At 63.7% G+C, this 17,616-nt stretch carries 14 protein-coding genes, 1 tRNA gene and 1 pseudogene; 9 read left to right on the top strand and 7 right to left on the bottom strand.

What is annotated here, in order from left to right; all coding sequences use genetic code 11:
* Positions 1-233: 233 nt before the first annotated feature.
* Positions 234-344, top strand: a pseudogene (locus tag NKH12_RS03680) (ATP-dependent DNA ligase); the annotation flags it as partial.
* Here the strand turns inward: NKH12_RS03680 and NKH12_RS03675 are convergent.
* Positions 326-1,693, bottom strand: coding sequence for a M12 family metallopeptidase (locus tag NKH12_RS03675; protein ID WP_352951947.1), 1,368 nt, complete (start codon positions 1,691-1,693; stop codon positions 326-328). The pseudogene NKH12_RS03680 and the gene NKH12_RS03675 sit on opposite strands and share 19 nt — an antisense overlap.
* An 823-nt stretch (positions 1,694-2,516) precedes the next feature.
* Positions 2,517-2,591, bottom strand: a tRNA-Gly gene (locus NKH12_RS03670).
* Between the two features lie 232 nt (positions 2,592-2,823).
* Here NKH12_RS03670 and NKH12_RS03665 point away from each other — a divergent pair.
* From NKH12_RS03665 to NKH12_RS03650, 4 genes are all read left to right on the top strand, one after another.
* Complete coding sequence (locus NKH12_RS03665) at positions 2,824-3,321, top strand: prolyl-tRNA synthetase associated domain-containing protein (RefSeq protein ID WP_352951938.1); 498 nt, start codon at positions 2,824-2,826, stop codon at positions 3,319-3,321.
* Between the two features lie 93 nt (positions 3,322-3,414).
* Positions 3,415-4,416, top strand: a complete 1,002-nt coding sequence (gene trxA, locus NKH12_RS03660) for a thioredoxin (protein ID WP_352951937.1) — start codon at positions 3,415-3,417, stop codon at positions 4,414-4,416.
* A 165-nt stretch (positions 4,417-4,581) separates the two neighbouring features.
* Positions 4,582-5,253, top strand: a complete 672-nt coding sequence (locus tag NKH12_RS03655; protein WP_352951936.1) for an LON peptidase substrate-binding domain-containing protein — start codon at positions 4,582-4,584, stop codon at positions 5,251-5,253.
* A 189-nt stretch (positions 5,254-5,442) separates the two neighbouring features.
* A complete protein-coding gene (locus NKH12_RS03650; RefSeq protein ID WP_352951935.1) occupies positions 5,443-5,682 on the top strand; it encodes a Trm112 family protein in 240 nt (79 codons plus the stop codon).
* A 209-nt stretch (positions 5,683-5,891) separates the two neighbouring features.
* Here the strand turns inward: NKH12_RS03650 and NKH12_RS03645 are convergent, their stop codons facing one another.
* The 3 genes from NKH12_RS03645 to NKH12_RS03635 are packed head-to-tail and all read right to left on the bottom strand — an operon-like array spanning position 5,892 to position 11,621.
* A complete protein-coding gene (locus tag NKH12_RS03645) occupies positions 5,892-9,179 on the bottom strand; it encodes an error-prone DNA polymerase (protein WP_352951934.1) in 3,288 nt (1,095 codons plus the stop codon).
* Positions 9,176-10,651, bottom strand: a complete 1,476-nt coding sequence (locus NKH12_RS03640; protein WP_352951933.1) for a DUF6504 family protein — start codon at positions 10,649-10,651, stop codon at positions 9,176-9,178. The genes NKH12_RS03645 and NKH12_RS03640 overlap by 4 nt, the downstream gene beginning before the upstream one ends.
* On the bottom strand, positions 10,593-11,621 hold the full coding sequence (locus NKH12_RS03635) for an ImuA family protein (RefSeq protein WP_352951932.1): 1,029 nt from the start codon (positions 11,619-11,621) through the stop codon (positions 10,593-10,595). Before NKH12_RS03635 ends, NKH12_RS03640 begins: the two co-directional genes overlap by 59 nt.
* Before the next feature lie 174 nt (positions 11,622-11,795).
* Here NKH12_RS03635 and NKH12_RS03630 point away from each other — a divergent pair, with 174 nt between their 5' ends.
* On the top strand, positions 11,796-12,218 hold the full coding sequence (locus NKH12_RS03630) for a metallopeptidase family protein (RefSeq protein ID WP_095495668.1): 423 nt from the start codon (positions 11,796-11,798) through the stop codon (positions 12,216-12,218).
* 163 nt (positions 12,219-12,381) lie between these two features.
* On the opposite strand, the gene NKH12_RS03625 is transcribed toward NKH12_RS03630, so the two are convergent.
* Positions 12,382-12,588 carry a DUF1737 domain-containing protein gene (locus NKH12_RS03625; protein WP_292512818.1) on the bottom strand — a complete coding sequence of 69 codons (207 nt, stop codon included), beginning with the start codon at positions 12,586-12,588 and terminating at the stop codon, positions 12,382-12,384.
* A 26-nt stretch (positions 12,589-12,614) separates the two neighbouring features.
* Complete coding sequence (locus tag NKH12_RS03620) at positions 12,615-13,493, bottom strand: HpcH/HpaI aldolase/citrate lyase family protein (protein ID WP_352951931.1); 879 nt, start codon at positions 13,491-13,493, stop codon at positions 12,615-12,617.
* A gap of 298 nt (positions 13,494-13,791) precedes the next feature.
* Between NKH12_RS03620 and NKH12_RS03615 the strand changes: the two genes are divergently transcribed.
* Genes NKH12_RS03615 through NKH12_RS03605 form a run of 3 tightly spaced genes read left to right on the top strand, consistent with a single transcriptional unit; the run spans position 13,792 to position 17,597 of the window.
* On the top strand, positions 13,792-15,342 hold the full coding sequence (locus NKH12_RS03615) for a DUF4153 domain-containing protein (RefSeq protein ID WP_352951930.1): 1,551 nt from the start codon (positions 13,792-13,794) through the stop codon (positions 15,340-15,342).
* 3 nt (positions 15,343-15,345) lie between these two features.
* A complete protein-coding gene (locus NKH12_RS03610) occupies positions 15,346-16,041 on the top strand; it encodes a response regulator (RefSeq protein ID WP_352951929.1) in 696 nt (231 codons plus the stop codon).
* A gap of 59 nt (positions 16,042-16,100) precedes the next feature.
* Positions 16,101-17,597, top strand: coding sequence for an ATP-binding protein (locus NKH12_RS03605; protein WP_352951946.1), 1,497 nt, complete (start codon positions 16,101-16,103; stop codon positions 17,595-17,597).
* The last annotated feature ends 19 nt before the right edge of the window (positions 17,598-17,616 follow it).

Genomic DNA, 17,616 nt, shown 5'->3' with positions numbered 1-17,616 from the left:
TGATGATCGCCCACAGCCCGTCTGGGGATCGCACCCGCGGGTCCTCCAAGATGCGAACCAGCAGACGCCGGTCGCTCTCGCCGAGCGGCTGGTCGCTTCCCCCATTGGCGATCAAACAGGGCCCATACCCTGGCTCCAGATAACCCGCTGCCCGTCCCCTCAGGCAGCGGGTTTTTAGTTGCGCTGGAACCTATTCTGCCGACCGGAATTGAGTCGCGGCTTGGGTTCAATTTATGCGTCTTACCTTCATTCCACCGATGTTGCCGACTTTGGTCGAGGTTCCTCCGGAGGGCGATAATTGGATTCATGAAATCAAATACGATGGCTACCGGACGCAGCTGATCTCGGTAAACTGATCCAGACCGGCGACGTCCTTGAAATCGTCGTCGGAGGGAAAGAAACCGGACATGAAGGCGTTGGGACCGCCGAAATCCGTTTCGAACGCCGAGGCCTCGTCGAAGCCCTCTTGCTCGCAAAACGCATCGGCGATGCGCCCCTGATTCGCGGCGCTGCAGCGGTCGCCGGTTATGTCGTCGCCATGCATGCAACGGTCAATGCGGCGGTCCGACACCTCCACCTCCGATCCGCTGAACGTTTCCTCCTCGAGCGTCCCGGCCACGACCTGCTCCTCTTGAGGGGTCAGGTTCTGGCAGCTGATCGAGGAGATCACGTCGCCGCCCCATACGTTCATCCAGCCAACCACGGCATGGAAGCCGGAGTGCTCGCCAAGCATGCCTTCCGTCTGAACGTTGAAGCCGTCCTGAAAGCCCTTGGCCTCGCAGAATTCGTCGGCGACGCGGCCCCGCGACGTGGCCGAACAGGCGTTCTGCCCAAATGGCAAGCCATGCAGGCACCGGTCTATCCGCTTTCCCCTATGGCGGACATTGTCCCCGTTGAATGAGCGGACCTGGTCAGGCTCGGGGAGGAAATTGTTCGAGCCGGGCACGGCGATGTAGAGCTTGTGGAGGCCCTCGATGTCGCGATCGGACAGCAAGGCCGATGAAAAGTTGTCGATGCAGGCGGGGCCGGTGCACCCGCCCAGCCGCACCCAAGGTGAACAATTCACCGTTCCGTCCCCGTCGGTGTCGAGACCGAAATTGTAGTGCATGAGAGAAGCAAAGTCGTAGTCCGTCAGCAGTTCCGCGCCGTCCTCGGTGAAGGCGACGTTGGTCATGTCGATCCAACCCTCATAGATGCCCTGAAAGATATCAGCGGGCGCGCAACCCGGATTGCGCTCGATGAACAGGTCGCGATCCGAGCGGAGATGCTCGTGGATCAGGCCCAGTTCGTGGCCAATCTCGTGCTGTATGGTGCCGATCAATCCGCCGGCCGGCGTACCGTCCAACCGAACTCCCTGGATTCTGACCGCGTTCTCGCCCCGCTGCTTGCCCAGTTCGGTGCGGCTGCTCAGGATCGGTTCGCTGTTGATGAAACGAATGTAAGTTTCATGGCCATCGCGCGGAACGAAGCGAAACACCGTCCTTTCCTCATAGTCGGCGATGGCCGACGCAAGATCCTCGTTGCAGCAGAAGTCATCGGCCACCTCGAACGGGATTATCGCATCGTCCCACAGCGGTCCTGCGCCAAACGTGCCTGCATAGCCGGCAGCGAATGTGATATAGGCAGCCAGCTCCGCGCCTTGTTCGGACAGCGGGAATCCTATTCCACCGATGGCGAACGGCGGGACGACCATATCGCCGTCGTAAACATACTGGCCGCCCGCCTGGGTCAGCAGCAGCGATTGGAGCCCGCGGCCGGTGCGCACCTTGCGGCGTTCGAGGCTGATCTGGACGCCGCCGATGGTCATGGAATCGATCACGCCGAGAAAATTGATGTCGCGCTTCTTCTTCTGAATTTGGGCCAGCCGCACGGCTTCCAGTCCGGAACGGATCGTCGTGGACACGAGCCGCCCGTCGACGATGTCGCTTATGCGCGAACGCGGTCGCAATACGGGACGGTCAGCCGCACCTCTCTTGATGCGGTCGGCGACATGAGCGCGTCGCTTGGCCGCCGGGGCGGAGACCCCGCTTCTGTCCAGCAGGCGATCGGTAACTCCAGGCCTGGGACGTATGTCCGGCTGCGCGCTCACTTCGGTCGCGGCAAAGCATAACGTCAGGAATAACAGGGCAGCTCTCAGCATTTCCACCTCCACCGTCTTGCCCGCCATCTTGGCGGGCTTCTCGCATCGGGGCGGATCGTGGGCCGGGGTCTTGATTTCAACTCGAGACTTGAGCTCGGCAAATTCCTGGCAAGCCGCGACTGAACCAGCATCTCGGACCGCGTCACGATCCTGGCGGAAGCGTATCAGCTTCCTGCGCGGATTGTTAAGGACTCTTGGATCGTGGGTAACGGTTTGCTTAAGTCGCAGAAGCGCGACCGGTTGCTCGCGTCCTCCGCGGCGGCGTAACCAGATCGACTTGCCAGAGAAAGCAAACTCCCCCTCCCGCTCCCCGGACAGCGAATAGCAAAAAGGCCCGGATACCCGAGCCTCTAAGCGATTCAAATCTTAGGAAATTTGGAGCGGGTGAAGCGATTCGAACGCTCGACCCCAACCTTGGCAAGGTTGTGCTCTACCCCTGAGCTACACCCGCTCGCGCGGCTTTTTGGGCCGCAAGCCGCGCCTATATGGCTGAAGGGCGCGGCGATTGCAACAGGGAAATCGCAGGTTTTTTGGCCGCACCCGGCGACGTAAACGAGCCTTCCCTAGCGCGGATAGGAACGCAATCGGCAGCCTTGCCGCGCAACGGTCTTGTCTCGGCCGCGTCATTGGCCGTAAACGGCATCATTCAAACCGCGACAACAAGAAGTCCCGCAAGAAACAACATGCCGAAAACCGAAGCCGAGCTTTTCGCCTTTCTCGCCGATCTCGGGATCGAAGTCTCGACCTTGCGCCATCCGCCGCTGTTCACGGTCGCCGATTCGCAAGCGCTGCGTGGAGAAATCCCCGGCGGGCATACCAAGAACCTGTTCCTCAAGGACAAGAAGGACAATTTCTTCCTGGTCAGCGTCGGCGAGGAGGCGGTGGTCGATCTCAGGCAGATCCACCATGTCATCGGCGCCGCCGGGCGCGTTTCCTTCGGCAAGCCGGAGATGCTGATGGAACTTCTCGGCGTCGTACCTGGGGCGGTCACGGTGTTCGGCTTGATCAACGATACGGAGTTGCGGGTCAAGGTCGTTCTCGACCAGGAGTTGATGGGCCATGCGGTCATCAATGCCCATCCGCTGACCAATGAGGCGACGACATCGATCGCCGCCGCCGACCTCATCAAATTCGTCGAGGCAACCGGGCATGATGCTGTTATCTTGAAAGTCACGGCATGATCGCCACATGGATGACGATAAACCGACTTCTGACTGAGAATTAAGGACCTTGCGCCGGGCCGCTGGCCGGCGGCGCGACCGAAAGGGCACGAGATGAGCGACAACAATCAATTTGGCGGCCCATTTGGCGGCAATGGCGGACAGTATGCCACCACAGTGCAGTATGGCGGCGCTGACGCCACTCCGGCGAAAGTCGCGCTTGGCAGCGAGCCGCCTGTCGCTGTCGACGTCATCAAGGATACGACGACCGCCACATTTGCCGCCGACGTCATCCAGGAATCGCGCCGTCAGCCGGTGCTGGTCGATTTCTGGGCGCCATGGTGCGGGCCATGCAAGCAACTGACGCCGCTGCTGGAAAAGGCGGTCACGGCCGCCGCCGGCAAGGTCAAGCTGGTCAAGATGAACATCGACGACCATCCTTCGGTCGCCGGACAGCTCGGCATCCAGTCGATACCGGCTGTCATCGCCTTCAGGGATGGCCAGCCGGTCGACGGCTTCATGGGCGCCATTCCCGAGAGCCAGATCGCCGCGTTCATCCAAAAGGTCGGCGGCAAGGGTAATGGTGCGCCGCAGGTGGCCGAGGCGCTTGCCGCGGCCGCGGAGGCGCGCGCCGCCGGCGATGTGCAGACCGCGGCGGACATCTACGAGGCGATCCTGGAACAGGCGCCGGACACGATCGAAGCGATTGCCGGGCTGGGCGACCTGCTGTTCGAGGCCGGCGATGCCGAGGGCGCCGAAGCCGTGCTGGCGCGGGCGCCGGAAGCCAAGAAGGATGCGCCGCCACTCGCTGCGCTGCGCGCCAAGATGGCGCTTGCCGCGCAGGCAGCAGCACTTGGCAATCCGGCCGAGCTCGAGCGGCGCCTGGCTGAGAACCCCGGCGACCACGAGGCACGGTTCGATCTTGCCATGATCCAGAACGCCAACGGCGAGCGCATGGCCGCGGCCGACAATTTGCTGGCGATCGTCAAGGCCGATCGCTCGTGGAACGACGACGGCGCCAAGACGCAATTGCTGCAGTTCTTCGAGGCATGGGGCATGACCGACGAAGCAACGCTGGCGGCGCGGCGCAAATTGTCGTCGCTGCTGTTTTCCTGAGCGCGCATCAAGCTGTTTTTGCCTGATGGCCTTGCGGTCAACGACGGCTGCGCCAGATTAGGAGCCCTGACCGATCCGTTCTTCGCTTCGTGACGATTTACGCGTCAGGTTGCGATGGGTGGGCGGGCTTGATGCGCTTCTTGAGGAAGCGAGCGGAGGTTTGAAGTGCAGGCGGGAAACGCGCATTACCGGCTCGATACGGATTTGCCGGCAACGGTGCCGATCTTCCCGCTTGAAGGCGCATTGCTGCTGCCGGGCGGCCGCATGCCGCTCAACATCTTCGAGCCGCGCTATCTGGAGATGGTGGATGAGGCGATCGCCGGATCGCGGCTGATCGGTGTCATACAGCCCAGCCTCGACGGTGCGCGGCGTGCCGATGGCGAGCCGGAACTCTGCAATGTCGGCTGCGCCGGACGCATCATCGCGCTTTCCGAGAGCGGCGACGGCCGCTACCTGATTTCGCTGCAAGGTGTGTGCCGGTTCCGTATCGTGCAGGAGCTCGCGGTCAAGACGCCCTTCCGCCAGTGCCGGTTTGCGCCCTTTCTCACCGATCTCGATGAAGATCAGGCAGAGGCCGGGATCGACCGGCCGGCGCTGCTCAAGGCGTTTCGCGCCTATTTGCAGGCCAACGATCTTGAAGCCGACTGGGAAAGCGTCAGCCGCGCCGAAAATGCCATGCTGGTCAATGCGCTGTCGATGATGGCTCCCTATGGGCCGGCCGAGAAACAGGCGCTGCTCGAAGCGGCGGACCTGAAAACACGCGCCGAAACGCTGATCGCCATCACCGAAATAGCGCTGGCGCGCGAAAACGAGGATTTCGGGTCGAGTCTGCAATAGGCAAAGTGGAAGGAACGCAGAGCCAATTGCGGAAGTCGGCGCCGCCCCTCATCGCCCTGCCGGGCACTTCTCCCCGTCACTATACGGGGAGAGGGTGCCGGCAGGCAGGTGAGGGGCAGCGCAAACGCCCGAAGACTGAGGACGAACGCGAAAACCGGAAGTGATTGCCCCGAGAGAAGGACAGACCGAATGGTGGATGGGCGTGATGGAAAGAAGGCCAATGTCGATCCCAAGCTGCTGGAATTGCTGGCCTGCCCGCTGACCAAGGGCCCGCTTACCTGGGATCCGGAGCGCGGCGAGCTTATCTCGAGGGTCGCACGGCTTGCCTATCCGGTGCGTGACGGCATCCCGATCATGCTGCCTTCGGAGGCGCGTTCGCTCCCCTTCGAGGACGGATTGCCGCCGCCGCGATTGGGTGGGCCGTCTTGAAGCGTGGTGATCCTTCGCGCCCCCCTCTGTCCTGCCGGACATCTCCCCCACAAGAGGGGAGATCGGCCGTCACCGCCGCTTTCGCCAATCATCACCGTCGCAGGAGTGAGCGGAGCGCCAAAGCTGCCAATCTCCCCCCGGTCCAAACACCCCTTGTGGGGGAGATGCCCGGCAGGGCAGAGGGGGGCGCTGTCCCGCCGACACATCCCCTATTGAAAATTCCGCCCCTTGGGCATGACCCTTTCTGCCTTCCCCGATAGTGTCGCGATATCCTGCCGGCCGTTTTGCACGACGGGTACGTCGGGCTTCTCCTCCAAAAGCACGGACAGCCAGGGCGTCAAATCCTCGACCTTCTCGGCAACGATATGGATGACGTCCGATTCCGACTGCAGTTTGCCGGTGACACGGACTAACCGCGCGCCCATGACAATGGGCCGGTAGCGGTTGAAGGTTCTTTCCCAGAAAATGACGTTGGCAACCGCCTGCTCGTCTTCCAGCGTCAGGAAAATCGCTTTGGCGTTACCCGGCCGCTGCCGCACCAGGACAAGGCCGGCGACCGAAACGCGCTTGCCGTTCCGAACCTGGCCGAGGCGCGCATTGGGCGTGACGCCGGAACGGTCCAGCCGCTGGCGCAGAAAGGCAAGCGGGTGCGCCTTCAGCGACAGGCCGAGCGAGCGGTAGTCGTGGACGACATGCTCGCCGAGCGGCATTGTCGGGAGCCTGGTCTCGGGCTCGAGGTCGCGCAAGCGGATCGCCGGCCGGTCGAACAGCGGCAGGGTCTCGGCGGCACTCTTGCCATCGAGCGCGCGGACTGCCCACAGGGCGTCGCGGCGGTCGAGGCCGAGCGAACGAAACGCGTCGGCTTGCGCCAGCTTCTCGATCTCATCGACGTAGAGGCCTGAGCGCAGCCAGACATCGCGAACGGTTGCGTAGCCGTCGCCGCGTCTGGCGATAAACAGCTCCATGCGCTCCTTCGACAGGCCCTTGACCTGGCGAAAACCCAACCGGACGGCATGATTGGTCCGAATGACGCCGCGCATTTCGGCATGGCGGCCGAGGACGCGGGCCGGGTCGAAGGGGACGTCCTCCAATGCGCAGTCCCAACCGGAAAAATTGACGTCGACCTCGCGGATTTCGACGCCATGGTCGCGCGCGTCGCGGACAAGCTGAGCCGGCTGATAAAATCCCATCGGCTGGGAATTCAGGATCGCGGCGCAGAACACGTCGGGATAAAATGTCTTGAACCAGCAGGAGGCATAGACCAGCAGGGCGAAGGAGGCGGCATGGCTTTCGGGAAAGCCATATTCGCCAAAACCCTCGATCTGCTTGAAGCAGCGCTCGGCGAAGTCCTTTTCGTAACCCCGCAAAACCATGCCATCGACCATCCGCTTGCGATAATTGCCGATTGTGCCGGTGCGCTTGAAGGTGGCCATGGCGCGGCGCAGTTCATCGGCCTCGCCCGGCCTGAAGCCGCCGGCGACGATGGCGATCTTCATCGCCTGTTCCTGGAACAGCGGCACGCCCAGCGTCCTGCCGAGTATCTCTTCCAGTTCCGGCTTGGGATATTCGGGTTTTTCCTTGCCTTGCCGGCGACGCAGATAGGGGTGGACCATGTCGCCCTGGATCGGGCCGGGCCGCACGATCGCCACCTCGATGACGAGGTCATAGAATGTTTTCGGCCTGAGGCGCGGCAGCATCGACATCTGGGCGCGCGATTCGATCTGGAAGACGCCGATCGTGTCGGCACGGCAGATCATGTCGTAGACATGTTTGTCCTCGGCAGGGAGGGTGGCCAGCACATAGGGCTGGCCATAGTCATCCCGTGCCTCCGGATAATGATCCTGGAGCAGGGTGAAGGCGCGCTGCAGGCAGGTCAGCATGCCGAGCGCCAGCACGTCCACTTTAAGGATTTTCACCGCGTCGAGATCGTCCTTGTCCCACTCGACCATCTTGCGTTCGTCCATCGCCGTCTTGATAATGGGCACGATCTCGTCGAGCCGGTCCCTGGTGATGACGAAGCCGCCGACATGCTGCGACAGATGGCGGGGAAAGCCCATGATCTCGTTGGCGCATTCGATCACATGCCTTGTCGATGAATCGGTCTGATCGAGGCCGCCGGCTCTGGTCTCCTTTTCGCCGAGCTCCGATGTCGACCACCCCCAGATCGAGCTGGACAGCGCGCTCCTGATATCGTCCGACAGGCCCATCGCCTTGGCGACTTCGCGCATCGCCGACCGGCCCCGGTAGCTGACGACGGCTGCGGCAAGCGCGGTGCGCTTGGCGCTGTATTTGGAATAGATGTACTGGATGACCTCTTCGCGCTTTTCATGTTCGAAATCGACATCGATGTCGGGTGGCTCGTTTCTTTCCTCGGAAATGAAGCGCTCGAAAAGCGAGTCGATCCGCTCGGGTCCTACTTCGGTGATGCCGATGCAATAGCAGACCACTGAGTTGGCCGCGGAGCCACGCCCCTGGCAGAGTATGCCCTGGCTGCGGGCGAATTTGACGATGTCGTAGACAGTCAGAAAATAGCGCGCGTAATTCAGGCGCTCGATCAAAGCGAGCTCTTCCCGGATGCGCTTCGTCACATCGGCGGGAACGCCTGAGGGGTACCGTATCGCCGCTCCCTCTCGAGCCAGCCTTTCCAGCTCGGCCTGTGGCCCGAGGCCCGATTCCGTCGGTTCGTCGGGATAGTTGTACTGGAGGTCACTGAGTGAGAAGCTCAATTCGCCGGCAAAGCGCAGCGTTTCCGCCAGTGCTTGCGGATGCCTGCGGAAAAGCCGCGCCATTTCCATTGGCGGCTTCAAATGGCGCTCGGCATTGGCCGCCAGTTCCAGTCCCGCTTCAGCGATAGGCACGTTGAGGCGAATCGCCGTCAGCACGTCCTGCAACCGGCGCCGTTCGGACGTATGGTAAAGAACGTCGTTGGTCGCCATCAGCGGAAGGCCTGATGCCTCAGCCATGGCAGCCGCCTGTTCTATACGGTAGCGGTCGTTGCCGTGATAATCCGGCGAAACGGCAAGCCGCAGGTTCCTTCCGAAGCGATCCTTGAGCCGGCTAATCAAAGTGAGATCATCATTGGCGCCCGCCGAGAGATCCGGCAGGACTGCCAGAGACATAAGATCGCCCCATTCGAAAAGGTCGTCGCGGTAGAGAAGCGGTGCGCCCTTCTCGCTTTCGTCGCGCATATTGGCTTGCGTCAGCATGCGGCACAGATGGCCCCAGCCCTTGCGGTGCTGCGGATAGGCGAGAACATCAGGCGTGCCATCGCAAAAAATCAGGCGGCAGCCGGGATGATAGGAAAGACCTTCCACCTTGGCCTGCTGCCAAGCGCGCACGACGCCGGCCACCGTGTTGCGGTCGGCAAGCCCGATCGACGAAAATCCGAGGAACTTTGCCGCGACCACCAGCTCCTCCGGCTTCGAGGCGCCGCGCAGGAACGAGAAATTCGACTGGATGCCGAATTCGGCATAGGGAACGGCCGCCAGCGCGTTCATGCGAAGACCCCATGCATGAACCAGCGCGGCGCGGCCTGAGAGGCGCCGTAGAGACCCTGGCGGTAGAGCCAGTAACGGCGGCCGTCGCTATCCTCGATGCGGAAATAATCCCGGGTCGGCGCGTCCTCCTGCCCCGCCGCCTCCCGCCACCATTCCGGGGCGATGCGTTCCGGCCCTTCGGCGCGCGCCACCCGGTAGAGCGCGCGCCGCCAGCGGAAGTTCAGCGGCGGTCCTTCAGGCATTTCGGTGGCCGGCACCTCGATCGGCTCGGGCGAGCGGAACAGCCGGATCGGCCGTTCCGGCCGCACGACAGGCCTAGTGTCCTGTATCTTGTCCGGCTGCTTCGGCGCAGAGACCCTTTGCGGCGCTTCCGCATAGGGAAGCATGGCGACGGCGCGCTCGGGCAGATGACTCTCGACGGCGACCGGTTTCAAAACCGCGCTGTCGCCGAGTCGGGCGCGGATGCGGTCGGCAAAAAGGGCGATGTCGGCGCCGTCATCGCGCGTCTCGCCGGCGAGATCCGCCTGCTGCATGTCGAAGGCCGCGGCCGACAGGACCGAGAGGCGCACGAGATCGAAGCCATAGCCGGCATCGATGTCCTGTTCGAGCGCGGCAAGCCTTTCGTGAAACAATTTCTGGATCAGCAACGGCTCGCGCAAGGGCCGCGACGTGCCGACGGCGATGCGGCTGACGGCGCCGTCGACGCGGAAAAGCAGTAGCGCCAGCCTTCTTGCGCCCTCGCCGCGGCGCTCGAGGTCCGCCTTCAACGTCGTTGCCAGCATTTTCACCAGCCGCTCTATTTCGTCGGTCAGCATGATCGGTTCTGCGAGATGGCGTTCGACCGAAAGCGGCGCCACCGGCAGGCGCGGCGACACCGCCTCGTCGAGGCGGCCGAGCGCCTGGTCGAGACGCAAAAGCAGCGAGACACCGAAGCGGCGGGCGAGCGGCGCGCGCGGTGCTGCCATGACGGCGCCCGCCGTGCGCAGGCCGACGCTTTCCAGGCTGGCGCGGATATCAGGCTCGATGCGCAGCGCCGCCAGCGGCAAAGGTGCGAGAAGCGCTTCCTCCTCGCCACCGGGGACGATGCGGTCACTGGCAAACCGCGCCGCCGCCCAGGCTGCACCAGGTGTGGCGGCAAGGCCGGCGCGGACATCGAAACCCTGATGGAAAAAGCGCGACAGGATGTCGTCCAGCATCGACCGTTCGCCGCCGAAAAGATGGGTGCAGCCGGTGACGTCGAGAAACAGGCCATCGGCTGCGTCGAGCGCCACCAGCGGGGTATAGCGGTCGCACCAGTCGGCGAGGCTCTCGAGCAGGCGGCGGTCGGCCTCGGGATCGGCTTCCACGACGTCGATCGACGAATGCATGGCGCGCGCGTCGGCTATGCCCATGCCGCGCTTCAGATGAAGCGCCTCAGCCCGCTCGTCGAGGGCGGCGATGCGCTGCGCGTTCCCCTGGCGATGGCTGATCACCAGGGGCAGGTGATCCGACGGCCGGGAACGCCAGGACCGCCCCAGACGCTGCCGCAGGATCCTTTCCGCGGCGAGATGCGGAAACCACAGGGACAGGATTCTTTGCCCGTTCTTGCCCGGCCCTTCTTTCCTCGAAACTGCGTTCATTGGGGTTCCACTCCAGTGTGAATTGTCCCGGCAAGGCCGTGCGGCTCTTGCCGATGCTGACGGTGAAGGCGGGACGGCCGATCGAGCCGGCGAGCGGCCCGGCGATCGTCTGGCGTGGTGCCGACGGCGCTGCCGACAGGACGAGGCGGACGGGTGCCGCCGTCGGTTCGGCCTCGCCGGCCTGGCGCAGCAGGAACACCGGCCGGCCGGCATTCTGCGCCCGGGCGTGCAGCCGTCGTGTCGCGGTGAGATCCAGCCGCTGCGGGCTGCCGCGGATTTCGAGGATGACGGCGGCGAGCGCCGTCATCCGGGCGGCTTCCTCGGCGATCCACAGCGCGTCGATGAGCCTTGGCGCCTCGGAAAACAGCAATTGCTCCGGCTCGATGCCGAAAACGGCATGAAGCCCTCTGGCATAGGGGAAGCCCGCCTCGCGGAAGACCTCCGCGGTGCCGATCCACAGGACCGGCAGTCGCGGGCCCTGTTTGAGGATCAGGCTGACGAGCGACAGGGCGAAGCCGGCGACGGCCCCGGCATCGCGGGTCGCGGCGCCATGGATCTCGCTCAGCGCCGTCTTCGGCAGGCCGCCGCTGAGCGCAGTATCGAGACCTTCGGCGCCGGTGCGCAGAAACGCATCGGGCGGCGCCACGGCGAGGCCGCGGCGTACGATTGTTAGATTCGCTGTTGGATTCTGGGGCGTGACATCCGCATCAACGGGGGCTGCGCCGACCGGCACCTCCAGGCGCTCGGGCAGCGTTCCCTCGATCTTCGCGATCTGGCGGCGCAGGGCAAAAACAGTCTCCCGCGCCACGGCGCTTGTCGCCATGACGGTCAGCTTCCACTCACAATTGTTCCTGTTATGTTCTCTAGGATTCCAGAGGGCGATCGAAGAGTCAAGCGGAGTCATGAGGAATTCATTCCTGTCCTCGCGCAGGCGGCAACCCGGCTATTTGCCGAGCCCGGCTCGAAAGCCTATATGCCGGGATTAGAAGGACAAAGCATGGCCCGCATCTACAAGACCCGCACCTGGCACGACCAGCTTTCGCCGTCGATGGAGGAAATGGAGTTCCTGGCGCTGGAGGCTTACGCCCATCTGCCGGAGGAATTTCGCAAGCTGACCGGCGAGATCGTCATCCAGATCGCCGAATTCCCGACCGACGAGATCATGGACGATCTGTCGCTGGAAACGCCTTTCGACCTGCTCGGCCTGTTCGAAGGGCGCGGCATCGCCGAGCGCTGGAATCCGCAGACCGGCGAGGGGCCGAACCGCGTCACGCTCTACCGCCGCGCCATCCTCGACTACTGGGCCGAGAACGAAGAGACGCTGGGCGACATCGTCACCCATGTGCTGATCCACGAGATCGGCCATCATTTCGGCCTGTCGGACGATGATATGGAGCGGATCGAAGAGGCGGCCGAGTAGGCTGTGCTGATATTCAGGTGATGCCGGCCTGCGAACGGTAGTTTCCTGCGCTTCCGGTGCTCACGTACCCAAAAGTACGCTCCGCTCCGGTTCTCGGAAACCACCATTCTCGGCGCGGCCTGACCTGAATCTCAACACACCCTGCGTCGGAGCTTTGCAAAATCTACCAATCGCTGAGCTTGGTGCTGGGCCCGTATTCCTGGCCCTCGATATCCTTCACCACGGCCTGGCCGCAGCGCATGCTCTTGGTCTGCTTGTCGTAGGCGTAGGTCGGCGAGCCGAACAGGTGCCAGCCCTTGTTCAGCGCCGCCGTCACCTTGTGGCAGAAGCTGGAATCGTCCGGACCGGACAGAAAACGGTAGAGTTTCATTTTTCATTCCTGTGGTGAGTTGCCAATCATGCCTCGATGGCGGCCGCCTTCGCCAGCAGTTTTTCGGCCTGCGCCAGATGCAGCCGTTCGACCATTTTTCCATTCAGCGCAATGACTTGCCTGCCAGCATTTCCGGCAAGCGCAAAGGCATCCTTCACCGAGCGCGCCTCGGCCATGGCTTCGGCAGAAGGTGCAAAGGCCCGGTTCGCGGCATCGATCTGGGCCGGGTGGATCAGCGACTTGCCGTCGAACCCCATGGCGGCTGCCTCCCCGCATTCGCGCGCAAAAGCGTCCAGATCGCGAAAATCGTTAAAGACACCATCGAGCAGGTCGAGACCGCCGGCCCGCGCGGCGAGCACCATCTGCATCAGCCACGGTGTGAGATAGCGCCGGTCGGGCGTGGCGAGAGTGCCGGTCTCCTTGACCAGATCATTCGTTCCGGCAACGAAACAAACCAGCCGCGAGGCCGGATCGCGGCCAAGCTCGGCAATCGGTCCGATGTTGAGCAGAGCCTTGGGCGTTTCGATCATCGCCCATAGTTTCACCTCGTCGGGTGAAAAATTGTCGTCGAGGACATCGCCGGCTTCCAGAACATCGCGCGGCGTGTCGACCTTGGGCAGCAGGATGGCGTCGGGCTCGCAGCGTGCCGTAGCCAGCAAATCGTCGGCGCCCCATTCGCTGGAGAGCGGGTTGATGCGCACGACCATCTCGCAGCGCCGGCCGGGGCGATTGGCGAAGATGTCGGCCAGTTTTTCCCGCGCAGAAACCTTGTCGGCCGGGGCGACGGCATCTTCGAGATCGATGATGACGGCATCGCAGGCCAGCGACGAGATCTTGGTCAGCGCCTTGTCGTTCGAGGCCGGGACGTAAAGGACCGAGCGGCGGGGGCGATAGGTTTCAGTCATCTCAGATCTATGCCGTCTGCGGCCGGTCGAGGCAAGCCGTCTTCGCCTGCATAAAAACTGCAAAAAACTCCCGAAAATCTCCTCGGATCCGCCCCGCCGCCTGCATGCCGATCGACGATATAGTCGGTATGCAAGAGCGAGAAAAACCCCGCTGGTCCCTGCCTTATCGGCTCCGCAATGACGGTTGCTGGCTCGTCGATCCACCCCGGCCGCATGGTTCGGCGACCCTCTTCCCCTTCATCCGCAAATCTCCGCCCCGGTATGCCGGCCGGATCAAAGCCGCTGAGAAAATCCGATCATGACATCGTTCCTTAGGGCCGCGCCGAGCTATTGCGCGCGATTCGGCGTTGCCGTCCTGCTTGCCGCGCTGGCGGATTTCTTCTTCTATGGGCAGCCTGTCGGCATCACGCTTTTCCTGTTCGGCATTACGCTTGCCGCCGCCGCGGCGATCCAGTCTTCGACGCTCAGCGTCCGCGGCCTGTGGCTCGCACTCGCTGCTTTGCTTGTCGCGCTGCTGCCGCTCATCGAAAATGTCAGTGCGCTGTCCGTCGCGATCGGGCCGGCGGCTACGGCGGTCTTCGTGCTTTCGCTGGCCGGGCGGCTACGACGCGGGCTTGCCCGCATCGCCGGCCAGTTTGTTGCCTTCCTACTCGCAGCACCCTTCCGGTTCGTCCACGACTTCTTCCGCTGGCGCAAGGCGGCACGGCGGCTTGGCGGGCGGCGCATCCGTCTCGCGGCGATCGCCGTCTGGGTCATGCCGTTGACCCTAGGCGCGGTGTTTCTCGCGCTGTTCGGCGCCGCCAACCCGGTCATCGAGTACTGGTTGTCGCTGATCGATCTCCTCTCACTGCTCGACCTCATCCAGCTGCCGCGGCTGGCCTTCTGGCTGGTCGTGCTTGCCGGCGTCTGGGCCTTTCTGCGCCCGCGCCTGCCGCGCTCTCTTCGCTCCATTCCGCGTGTGGTGTCGTCTGTGCCTGTCGGCCGGGTGACAACGACGAAATCCGCCAAGGCGATCGAGGACGTCATCTTCGGCAAGGCCGCCATTCTTCGCGCGCTGGTCGTCTTCAACATCCTGTTCGCGGTGCAGACCACGCTCGACGCCACCTATCTGTGGGGCGGCATCGCGCTGCCCGACGGACTGACCTACGCCGCTTATGCACATCGCGGCGCCTATTCCTTGATCGTCACGGCGCTGCTTGCCGCCGGCTTCGTCCTGGCGGCGCTGCGGCCGGGAAGTGCTACCTCCGGCGATCCGTTCATCCGCCGGCTGGTCTATGTCTGGGTGGCGCAGAACATCGTTCTGGTCATCTCGTCGATCCTGCGCCTCGACCTCTATATCGGTATCTATGCGCTGACCTATTGGCGCGTCGCGGCCTTCGTCTGGATGGGGCTGGTGGCGGCGGGCCTCGCCCTGATCATCGCCCGCATCGCACTGGAAAAATCCAATGAATGGCTGCTTTCCGCCAATCTTCTGACGCTATCGGCGACGCTTTATGCCTGCTCGTTCATCAATTTCGCGGCGCTGATCGCCAACTATAATGTCGAGCACTCATTCGAAATGACCGGCCAGGGCACCGAGCTCGATTTCTGGTATCTGCGTTCGCTCGGTTCCAGCGCCTGGCCGGCGCTCGATCGCTTCCTCGAGCATCAGGGCAAGACGAATGCGCCCAGCCTTCCCTCTTACCGCGGACTCGCCCGTTTGCTTGGGCAGGACGAGGCCCGCTATCGCGCCGGCCAAGAAAACTGGCGCGCCTGGAGCTTTCGCGACTGGCGGCTCCTTCGTACTCTCGACACACGTATCCCGTTCGTGGTTCCTCAGGGCTCCGAACCCTTCGTGCCGGGCCGCTGATTCATGCCGCATTATATTCTTGTCGCCGACGATGATCCGCACATCCGCGAGATCATCTGCTTCGCGCTCGACAAGGCGGGGATGAAGACGGTTGCGGTATCGGACGGTGCCGCCGCCTTGCAGGCGGTCGAACGCCGCGCGCCCGACCTTGTCGTGCTTGACATCGGCATGCCGGAGATGGATGGGCTGGAGGTCTGCCGGCGGCTGCGGCACACATCGGATGTGCCGGTGCTGTTCCTGTCCGCGCGTGATGAAGAAATCGACCGCATCCTCGGGCTCGAAATGGGCGGCGACGACTATGTCACCAAGCCGTTCAGCCCGCGCGAGCTGGTCGCCCGCGTTAACGTCATCCTGCGGCGCGCTCGCCCGACAAAGGCGGAACAGACCGACGACCGGCAATTCTCGCATGGCAGGCTGGCTTTGCTGCCGGCCAGCCACAGCGCCAGCTTCGACGGAAAGCCGCTGGTGCTGACGTCGATCGAGTTCGCGATCCTGAAAGGGTTTCTGGCACGCCCAGCACATGTGCTTGGGCGCGACATGGTGATGGCCAATGCCTATGCAGCCAACATCCATGTCGCCGACCGCACCGTCGACAGCCATATCCGCAACATTCGCGCCAAGCTGGCGGCGGCCGGCTGCACGGATGCGATCGAGACCGTGCATGGCGTCGGCTTCCGGCTGGGCCGGTGCGGCGCGTGACGGCCCAGAAATGGCGGCCGCGCCTCGCCACGATCGTTGTTGCCATCCTGATCATGGTGATGGCGCTGCCGCTGGTCGGCCTGTTCTTCTTCAGGCTCTACGAGAACCAGCTGATCCGCCAGACCGAGGCCGAGCTGATTGCGCAAGGTGCCGCCCTTGCCGCCATCTACGCGCAAGAGGTCCGCGACGCCGGCATCTGGGCCGAGAAGCTCGGCGCGGCCATGCCTGCCGAAAGGGACAATCCAGACTCTCCCTACCGGCCGATCGAACCAAGCCTCGATCTTGCCTCCGACAGGGTTCTGGCGACCCGTCCTGCGGCGGCGGCCGCCAGCGTCGATCCCGCCTTCGCGGCGATCGGGGCGCGGCTGTCGGGCATTCTTGCCGAGACGCAGAAAACCACGCTTGCCGGCTTCCGGCTGCTCGATCTCAGGGGCGTCGTCATCGCTGGCCGCGAAGAGGTCGGCCTGTCGCTCGGCGCCGTCGAGGAGGTTCGCCAGGCGCTGGCCGGCCGCTATGCCAGTGCGCTCCGGCAGAGGATCTCCGACGAGCCGCCACCATCGCTCTATTCGGTCAGCCGCGGCACGAGAGTCCGCGTCTTCGTCGCCATGCCGGTCGCCGTCGCCGGCAAGATCGCCGGCGTGGTCTATCTGTCGCGAACGCCGAACAACATCGTCAAGCACCTCTATGGCGAGCGCGGCAAGGTGGTGCTGGCGGCGATCGCCATCCTCGGCGGCACGCTGCTCATCGGCCTGATCTTCCTGCGCACCGTCAGCCGACCGATCTACGCGCTGATGGAGCGGACGAAACGCATCGCCGCCGGCGATCGCGCAGCCATCAGGCCGCTCGACCATCATGGCACGCGCGAGATGGCGGCTCTTTCCGACGCTTTCCTCGACATGGCCGAAAAGCTGCATGCGCGCTCCGACAGCATCCAGACCTTCGCCACCCATGTCTCGCATGAGCTCAAATCGCCGCTGACGGCGATCCAGGGTGCGGCCGAACTGCTGCGCGATTCCGGTAGCGCAATGGACGAGGCCGACCGGCGGCGGTTTTCGAACAACATCGTCACCGATGCCGGGCGGCTCAATTTGCTGGTGCGTCGCCTGCTCGACCTGGCGCGTGCCGAAAATCTTGCGCCCAGCGGCGAAAGCACGTCGATTGCCGCCGCGCTGGCGCTGCTGCCGGCCGAGACCAGGCTGGCGGTTCGTGTCGAGGCCGGCGGCGATATCCGCCTGCGCATGTCGGCCGAGAACGCGGCAATCGTGCTCGCCAATCTCATCGACAATTCGGCGCGCCATGGCGCAACGCTCGTTTCGATCACGGCGGCGAGCGCGGACGGCAAGGCGACGATCCTGGTGAGCGACGACGGCGCCGGCATTTCGCCCAGCAACCAGGCCCGTATCTTTGAGCCATTCTTCACCACGCGCCGCGACTCAGGCGGCACCGGCATGGGCCTCGGCATCGTGCTGGCCCTGCTGAAAGCGCATGATGGCACGATCCGCCTGGTTGACTCCGAGCGCGGCACACGCTTCGAGATCATCCTGCCGGCTGTATGAATTGGAGCCTGATTCCGAA

Origin of the sequence: Mesorhizobium sp. M1322, from assembly GCF_040318085.1 — a bacterium.
Taxonomy (GTDB): Bacteria; Pseudomonadota; Alphaproteobacteria; order Rhizobiales; family Rhizobiaceae; genus Mesorhizobium.
The sequence above is the reverse complement of the archived record's forward strand: the minus strand, read 5'-3'. Positions and strand labels throughout refer to the sequence as shown.

Excerpts from the sequence above, each read along its gene's own strand:
- trxA (WP_352951937.1), top strand. The coding sequence starts at position 3,415 with ATGAGCGACAACAATCAATTTGGCGGCCCATTTGGCGGCAATGGCGGA.
- NKH12_RS03625 (WP_292512818.1), bottom strand. The coding sequence starts at position 12,588 with ATGAAACTCTACCGTTTTCTGTCCGGTCCGGACGATTCCAGCTTCTGC.
- NKH12_RS03665 (WP_352951938.1), top strand. The coding sequence starts at position 2,824 with ATGCCGAAAACCGAAGCCGAGCTTTTCGCCTTTCTCGCCGATCTCGGG.
- NKH12_RS03605 (WP_352951946.1), top strand. The coding sequence starts at position 16,101 with ATGGCGCTGCCGCTGGTCGGCCTGTTCTTCTTCAGGCTCTACGAGAAC.
- NKH12_RS03635 (WP_352951932.1), bottom strand. The coding sequence starts at position 11,621 with ATGGCGACAAGCGCCGTGGCGCGGGAGACTGTTTTTGCCCTGCGCCGC.
- NKH12_RS03610 (WP_352951929.1), top strand. The coding sequence starts at position 15,346 with ATGCCGCATTATATTCTTGTCGCCGACGATGATCCGCACATCCGCGAG.
- NKH12_RS03645 (WP_352951934.1), bottom strand. The coding sequence starts at position 9,179 with ATGAACGCGCTGGCGGCCGTTCCCTATGCCGAATTCGGCATCCAGTCG.
- NKH12_RS03620 (WP_352951931.1), bottom strand. The coding sequence starts at position 13,493 with ATGACTGAAACCTATCGCCCCCGCCGCTCGGTCCTTTACGTCCCGGCC.
- NKH12_RS03675 (WP_352951947.1), bottom strand. The coding sequence starts at position 1,693 with ATGGTCGTCCCGCCGTTCGCCATCGGTGGAATAGGATTCCCGCTGTCC.
- NKH12_RS03630 (WP_095495668.1), top strand. The coding sequence starts at position 11,796 with ATGGCCCGCATCTACAAGACCCGCACCTGGCACGACCAGCTTTCGCCG.
- NKH12_RS03650 (WP_352951935.1), top strand. The coding sequence starts at position 5,443 with ATGGTGGATGGGCGTGATGGAAAGAAGGCCAATGTCGATCCCAAGCTG.
- NKH12_RS03615 (WP_352951930.1), top strand. The coding sequence starts at position 13,792 with ATGACATCGTTCCTTAGGGCCGCGCCGAGCTATTGCGCGCGATTCGGC.